8 protein-coding genes and 1 pseudogene are annotated in these 6,972 nt (G+C 26.9%); 6 read left to right on the top strand and 3 right to left on the bottom strand.

Annotated features, from left to right (window positions below; translation table 11 throughout):
• The 5 genes from COL3_RS26545 to COL3_RS26565 all read left to right on the top strand — a co-directional run.
• On the top strand, positions 1-243 hold a 243-nt coding region (locus tag COL3_RS26545; protein WP_180277998.1), incomplete at its 5' end, for a hypothetical protein.
• A gap of 319 nt (positions 244-562) precedes the next feature.
• Entirely contained in the window at positions 563-1,117 is a 555-nt protein-coding gene (locus COL3_RS26550) for an NUDIX hydrolase (protein WP_008420246.1), read from the top strand.
• A gap of 102 nt (positions 1,118-1,219) precedes the next feature.
• On the top strand, positions 1,220-2,197 hold the full coding sequence (locus tag COL3_RS26555; protein ID WP_008420247.1) for a phosphotransferase: 978 nt from the start codon (positions 1,220-1,222) through the stop codon (positions 2,195-2,197).
• A 457-nt stretch (positions 2,198-2,654) separates the two neighbouring features.
• Positions 2,655-3,191 carry a 2'-5' RNA ligase family protein gene (locus COL3_RS26560; RefSeq protein WP_035282733.1) on the top strand — a complete coding sequence of 179 codons (537 nt, stop codon included), beginning with the start codon at positions 2,655-2,657 and terminating at the stop codon, positions 3,189-3,191.
• Positions 3,192-3,861: 670 nt separating this feature from the next.
• Positions 3,862-4,065: a hypothetical protein gene (locus COL3_RS26565; protein WP_008420249.1), complete on the top strand. Its 204-nt coding sequence runs from the start codon at positions 3,862-3,864 to the stop codon at positions 4,063-4,065.
• Positions 4,066-4,141: 76 nt separating this feature from the next.
• On the opposite strand, the gene COL3_RS26570 is transcribed toward COL3_RS26565, so the two are convergent.
• The 3 genes from COL3_RS26570 to COL3_RS26580 form a co-directional block, all read right to left on the bottom strand.
• Positions 4,142-4,327, bottom strand: a complete 186-nt coding sequence (locus COL3_RS26570; RefSeq protein ID WP_008420250.1) for a hypothetical protein — start codon at positions 4,325-4,327, stop codon at positions 4,142-4,144.
• A 69-nt stretch (positions 4,328-4,396) separates the two neighbouring features.
• Positions 4,397-5,173, bottom strand: coding sequence for a YibE/F family protein (locus COL3_RS26575; protein WP_008420251.1), 777 nt, complete (start codon positions 5,171-5,173; stop codon positions 4,397-4,399).
• 4 nt (positions 5,174-5,177) lie between these two features.
• Positions 5,178-6,338: a YibE/F family protein gene (locus COL3_RS26580; protein ID WP_008420252.1), complete on the bottom strand. Its 1,161-nt coding sequence runs from the start codon at positions 6,336-6,338 to the stop codon at positions 5,178-5,180.
• A 286-nt stretch (positions 6,339-6,624) separates the two neighbouring features.
• Between COL3_RS26580 and COL3_RS26585 the strand changes: the two are divergent.
• Positions 6,625-6,972 (top strand): annotated as a pseudogene (locus COL3_RS26585) (hypothetical protein); the annotation flags it as partial.

Genomic DNA, 6,972 nt, shown 5'->3' on the forward strand with positions numbered 1-6,972 from the left:
GGAGGAAGTGGAATAGGAACTGGAACAAGCGGAGGCTTTGGAACCGGAGGAAGTGGAGCAGGAACTGGAACAAGCGGAGGATTTGGAATTGGAGGAAGTGGAACAGGAATCGGAACAGGCGGAGGCTTTGGATCTGGGGGAAGCGGAACAGGAACTGGAACAGGCGGAGGAATGGGAACAGGAGGTACAAGTACAGGAACTGGTGGTACTAGCGGCATGAGAGATAGATTATATTTTGATTAAATTAATAATAAATACTATAAAAGGATGTGAGTTAACTATCATGTCCTTTTATTTAAGTATATATGTTGCAATTAACAATTTACAATTGACAATTACGGTTGAAGCTTATGGAGAAAGTTCTGCTAACCAAATGTAAAAGCTCTAAAGAGAAAGTTCGAGAAACCAAATATAAAATTTGCACTCTAACTTTTTGGGGCATCACTTTTCCTTACAGGATTTCTTGAATTTATAATGTAGAATTGCCAGCGCAATATATATAGTTTATTTTTATTTTGGTATACTTAAATTGCAAAGAAATTTAATAAGGAAGTGTGAAAATATGAATTGGATAGGTTCAATTAAAGAATATAGACCTTATAATGAGCAGGAAAAAAACGATAAAGAAATTATAATAAAATATTCCAATATGTTTAATGATATTTTAACTAGAGATAATGATGTTATTCACATTACAAGTTCTGCATTTATAATAAATCAAAGCAGAGATAAAGCTTTGATGATACACCATAATATATACAATTCATGGGCTTGGACAGGTGGGCATGCCGATGGAGAGGATAATTTATTACTTGTAGCAATTAATGAAGCAAAAGAAGAAACAGGGGTCAAAAATTTTATTCCAATTTGTAATGAGATTATATCAATAGATATTTTACCTGTATTTGGACATATAAAGAGAGGAAAATATGTGTCTTCACATTTACATGCATCAATAGCTTACTTGATAGAGGCAGATGAAAATGAAACACTAACTGTTAAACCTGATGAAAATAGTGGAGTTAAATGGATACCTATAGATGAAATAAAATTATATTCTAGTGAACCTCATATGATTAAGGTATATCAGAAAATAATAGATAAAATCAAAAAATAAAAGTTTATAATTTTATAATACTTGCTATATTTACTGTTTTTGTATAGAATTGCATAATATCATTGAATTCATTAAAAATAAAATTTTGTGAAGGAGGAAGTAATGAATGGTTTATTAGCAGAAGCCTTGAGTAATTATGAAATTTTACAGCCTGAAATTGAATTTATAAGACACAATGAAAATGAGACATATAAAATTACAGACAAATTATTAAATAAGAAATATGTTGCTAGAATACATAAATCAAGCCGGGACTTCTCTCTTGATATATTTGGAGAAAATAAGCATAATATAGATTTTTTAAGTGGTGAAATAAACATTTTAAAGGCTATTAGAGTAAGTACTGAAATACCAGCTCAAATTCCAGTGAAAAATAGATATGGGAACTATGTAACAATACTAAGAGACGGTACACCAGTGACATTGTTGACTTGGATAAATGGAATTACTATTGATAAGATAGAGCTAACTTATGAAATTCTATTCAAGCTTGGAAAAATGATTGGAAGGTTTCATAATTTTTCGAAGAATTTTTCTGAGGTTAGCAATTTAAAGCGTTGTTCTTATGATAAAATATTTTTAAAAAAGATGTCTTTTAAACTAATAGAAGGGGTTGAATTAAAAGTTCTTTCTAGCGAGCAATTTAAAATAATTGAAAATGCCATAAATCAAATAAATTATTTTATTGATGAATTGAATTATGAAAAAAATCTAAAAGTTTTAGTTCATTCTGATCTTGCAAAATCCAATTTAATTGTTACTGAAAATAGGGAAGTTGTTCCTATAGATTTTGGGTTAAGTGGTTATAGTTCATGTTACATGGATTTAGGTTCATTATTTAGTCATTTTAATGATGAAAAGCAGCAACGTTGTATAATAATGGGTTATAAAAGTGTTATTCATGAACCAATACAAGCAAAATACATTGAAGCTTTTATGGTGTTTCAAATTATTCTATTTATTTGTACCCATATAGAAAATGCTCATAAAGTAGATTACTTTCATAATGCAATTAATAGATGGAGCAAAGAATTTTTTATACCCTTTGTAAACAAGAAAAGAATTATTTTTGATTTTTAAATAAAATATTTTATGTTAAGGAACAATTATGTAATATCTTGAATATATTATACTATACAAAAGATAAAATAGATGGTTAAAGTATCGTGATGTTGTATCACAGATGTCCTCTATATTATAGTGTTGCATCTATTGCAATAAAAGTTTACAAAAAAGCTGTCTAGAATTAACTCACGATAAATTAATTGCTTATGGAGCTTAGTATATACTGTATTATTTTTCTGATAATAAAAGATAAATAATACAGTATTTTTGTTTATTAATATTAATTTTTCTGCTAATATTAGAGATGAAATTTTTATAGATATAAGATATTTTTATTAACTTATGTTAATAATATAATAAAAATAAACAATAAAAGAAATTTAAAATAATATATTGTCAAGTTAATAGTAAAAGGAAAGGAGTATTTAGTGGGATTTATTGCGTGAAGTCGCACTCCCATTATGGATGTACTATGAGATATGTGATAGTTTGTGTGGTTAATGGAGAGGCTGGAGACTTTAATAATAACTTAAGAAGAGAGATATATACGAAATTTAAGGCAAAGTCATCTAAACTACCAGCGCATTTTACAATAAAAGCACCTTTTGAATATGATCAAGAAATTACGGATTTAAATTATGCCCTTGAAGAATTTTGTATAGTGGAAAAAGCAGAACATTATTCAATTGATGGTTATGATCATTTTGATGATAGAGTAATTTATATGAAGGTAAATATGTCTAAAGAGGGAAAAGAACTTCACGATAGACTGATTGATAAAATGAGTGAAATACCGTACATTGAATTTGATAAAAAAGATGGTAAAAATAAAACCTTCCATGTGACTTTATCATCAAAAAAGTTAAAACCAATGTATAGCAAGGTATGGGATTATGTTAATCAATATTCTTGTGAATTTAAATGTTTATTCGATAATATTACCATATATAAATGGGAAGAAGGAACTTGGAAATTATATAAAGAATTCATATTAAAAAAATATGTTTAGGAACAATTATGTAGTGTTATGAATATATTAAAATAAATAAAATTAACAGGGGTGATTAATATGTTATGGTGGCATAGAAATTCATATGGTTGTCATAAATGCCGTAGACATCATAAATGCCATAAGTCTCATAGATGTGAAAGAAACTCTTGTTCTTGGTAGCATAAATTAATTGCTAATGTGATAAGTTTAAAATATAATTTGTAAATTTTAATACTGTATTGTTGATATTATTAAAATAAATAGACGATACAGTATTTTCTTTTGTAATTTAGAGTTTAAAACTTAAGTCAAAAGTAAGTATTAGCTATGAATAAAAAATGTATTATCTAAATTTAATTTTGTAACACAATTGATTTACTTCTGTGACAAAATTGTAACATTACTTTAATATACTTTAAGTAAAGAAAAACATATGAATGGTTTATAATAATATTTGGTTTACAATAATATGAGGTTTACAAATGAAAAAATATATGTAGAGGGGAGTAATAAGTCTAGAAATATTTACAATGAAATTGAATTATAAATAAAAGAACACTCAATTTATGTGGAGTTCTTTTATTTTTTTATTTTTTTTAAAGGAATTTAGTTATATTTGAATATGAATAAATGATTATCTATTGCAAATAATACTCATGTTAGTTATTTCTAAGGAGGGAGAAAGATAATGAATCAAATTTATTATCCAGGAGAAAAGTTAAGTCTTTGGATTAAAGATGAAGAAACTAGATGGGAAATATTAGGCGTAGATAATACTAGAGGTATTATTAAATGTAAAAAAATTGGTGGTTTAGAAACAATAATTAAAAATTTTGAAATAGAGAATATTGCTGAATTGGCAGTATCAAAAGTATTTGTTAAAAACAAATAGATATAGAAAAGATTATAGGTTGGCATAAATAAAAACCGCCACTAAAAGCAATTAGTAACGGTAAAGTCTAAATTATTTAATTGATATCATTTTTAGGAGTTAATAAATCACTAATATGTTTATCTAAAGAAGTTAAGTTGAATGAAATTTTCAAAATAGCGCATTGAAGGTTAGATTCTGAGCCAGCATTCCAAGCACAATTAGGAACACATTGATTTTCATTAGATGCAAATTTTAATGGACAAACTAATTTCTCTATCATAATAAATATCACCTCAAACTTATTAAGCAATTGATATAGAAAAAATAGCATAAATAGCTATATAATAATTTATTCAGCTATTTGTTTTTTTAGTTGTAATTTAAAAAATAATATTCTAGAAGCTAAAAATGCAGTGATAGGTATAATAAAAATGATTCCTATTCCGCAGCTTATAATTTGGAAAACTTCTGAGCAGAAGATTTTTTGGTTAAAAATAGTTGAAAGTGAATAATTAAGTTCGCTATAATATATTATTAAGGTCATAAATCCACTTATATATGCAAAAAGCAATGTATTAGTCATGGTTCCTAAGATATCTTTACCTATATTCATGCCAGATTTAAACAAGCTATTTTTTGAGATTTGAGGATCATTTTTATAAATTTCATTCATTGATGAAGATATAGAGATAGACACATCTATTATTGCGCCTAATAATCCAATCAAAATTTCACATATAACTATTTTAGAAAAATTCAATTGAACATATAAAGATAAATATGCAACTGTTTCTGTCTGTTCATTGCTGAAGCCTTGTATTTTTGCATTTATACTCATGCTATAGGTTATAAGCATAACTAAAAATATAACAATTATTACAGAAAATAAAGATGAAAGTGTTTTCTTGTTAAATCCATTTATAAAGAACAGGCTAAAAAAGCTAATAAAAAGCGCACCAATAAAAGTAACTTTAATAGGGTCAATTTTAGCACCTATTAAAATCAGCATAAAAAATAAAGTAAAGAAGTTTAGAATTAAAGTGAAATAAGATTTTATTCCACGAGAACCTCCTACAATTGTCATAAGAATTAATAAGATTATTAATAATATAAATATAATATTCATGCTTTTACTGTTCTCCAATCTTATGATTTTTAAAAACTATAATAGAAGTAAAAATTGTAATAGGAATACTTAAGACTATTCCAATACTTCCAATAAGAGCTCTCATAAATTCCAAAGAAAGATTAATATTTATTATATAAGTAATTGGAATTTCATTTCTAAGGAGAAGCAATATGGTTGGAATGCTGCCACTAAGATATGCAAAGACCAATGTATTAGCCATAGTACCCATAATATCCTGTCCTATTTCTCTTGCTGAATTAATAATAACTTTTTTTTCAATAAAAGGATTTTTATTATACAGTTCCTCTATAGCTGATGATATAGAAATTGCAATATCCATTATTCCTCCTAAGGTTCCTATCATTAATTCAATAAAAAATATGTTTTCGGCAGGATGAGTAAGAAATTCCATTTCCTCAAAATGAATTCCACTCCAATTATTTAATTTAATAACTATACCTGCAATTAGCATTGATATGAAAGTTCCTATCAAGGTGCCTGCGATGGCGGAAACAGATTTCTTATTTTTGCCAGAAACAATCAATATGGAAAAGGTAACGAAAAGTATGCTGGCTATTATTGAGAGTACCATTAAATTATAGCCCTTTGAAAATAGTTCAATTACTGCAAATAAAATAATAATATTAGTAATCACACTGGCTAAAGATTTTAAGCCTTTGTTTCCGCCTATAAGCAATATTAAAAAAATAAAGATAATTGCTATATATGCAATGTATTTATCTCTCTTAAGTTCCAGTATATTCGCTGAAGTTATTTCTTGTCTTTCATTGTCTTGAACAGATATGAAAACTTCATCGTTAATTTTTAGATCTAAATCATTGGTCTGAGAAAATGATGTTATATTATTGAGATTAATTGTCTCGCCTTTATGGCTACCATTCATAATAATAGCTTCGATTTTTTGAGTTTTAATAGGCTCAATCTTTACGTTAGTAGTTTCCTCTTTGGTCTCCTCCTCATTTATAGAAATAACTTTAGCTATTGTTTTACTATATAAACCTTCGTTATTGTTCACAAAATATAAACTAAATAGAGATATAATTATTAGTCCAAGTAAAAGAAAAGCATTAATTATATTAACTTTTCCTTTTTTAATATTTATAAATTTTGAAATATTTTTAGATATTATGTTATTAGCCATTATACTTTAGACTCCTCGTTTGCATATTATTAGGTTTATCAAAAAAAGGTTAGATTTACATTCTAATTATTATACTCTGATAAATTTATTAAAGCAATAATTTGGATAAACAAGTTCAGGTATATAATAAATAGATTATTTAGCATAAAAATGAATTTTTTATATTTGTAACAATATTGTCTAGATTTTGTGACAAAACTGTAATATTACTTTTTTATAATTAAGACAAATAAAAAGCAAAAAACAAAATTATTGATAAATAACAATTAGGAAGGAAGTAATTTAAATGAAAACTAAAAGTATTAAAAGCAAGGTAATGACAGGGATTATATTGGCAAGTTTGATGGCCGGGGCAAGCACAGGAGTATTTGCAGCTGATTCTACTAGTACAACAAGTAGTACTTCAGCAGTTCAACATCAAGGAAGAAATAATGGATTTCAAACTAAACTTGATGCTTTAGTAACAGCAGGGACAATAACAGCAGATCAAGAAACAGCTATAAAAACAGCCCTTACTCCACAAGGTGGATTTAAAGGTGGAGATCATAAAGACATGTTCAAAACTAAACTTGCAGACTTAGTAACAGCAGGAACAATAACAGCGGATGAACAAACAGCAATAGAAAATGCACTT

Origin of the sequence: Clostridium sp. LS (genome assembly GCF_002760435.1) — a bacterium.
Lineage (GTDB): Bacteria > Bacillota > Clostridia > Clostridiales > Clostridiaceae > Clostridium.

Excerpts from the sequence above, each read along its gene's own strand:
- COL3_RS26555 (WP_008420247.1), top strand. The coding sequence starts at position 1,220 with ATGAATGGTTTATTAGCAGAAGCCTTGAGTAATTATGAAATTTTACAG.
- COL3_RS26575 (WP_008420251.1), bottom strand. The coding sequence starts at position 5,173 with ATGAATATTATATTTATATTATTAATAATCTTATTAATTCTTATGACA.
- COL3_RS26565 (WP_008420249.1), top strand. The coding sequence starts at position 3,862 with ATGAATCAAATTTATTATCCAGGAGAAAAGTTAAGTCTTTGGATTAAA.
- COL3_RS26580 (WP_008420252.1), bottom strand. The coding sequence starts at position 6,338 with ATGGCTAATAACATAATATCTAAAAATATTTCAAAATTTATAAATATT.
- COL3_RS26560 (WP_035282733.1), top strand. The coding sequence starts at position 2,655 with ATGAGATATGTGATAGTTTGTGTGGTTAATGGAGAGGCTGGAGACTTT.
- COL3_RS26570 (WP_008420250.1), bottom strand. The coding sequence starts at position 4,327 with ATGATAGAGAAATTAGTTTGTCCATTAAAATTTGCATCTAATGAAAAT.
- COL3_RS26550 (WP_008420246.1), top strand. The coding sequence starts at position 563 with ATGAATTGGATAGGTTCAATTAAAGAATATAGACCTTATAATGAGCAG.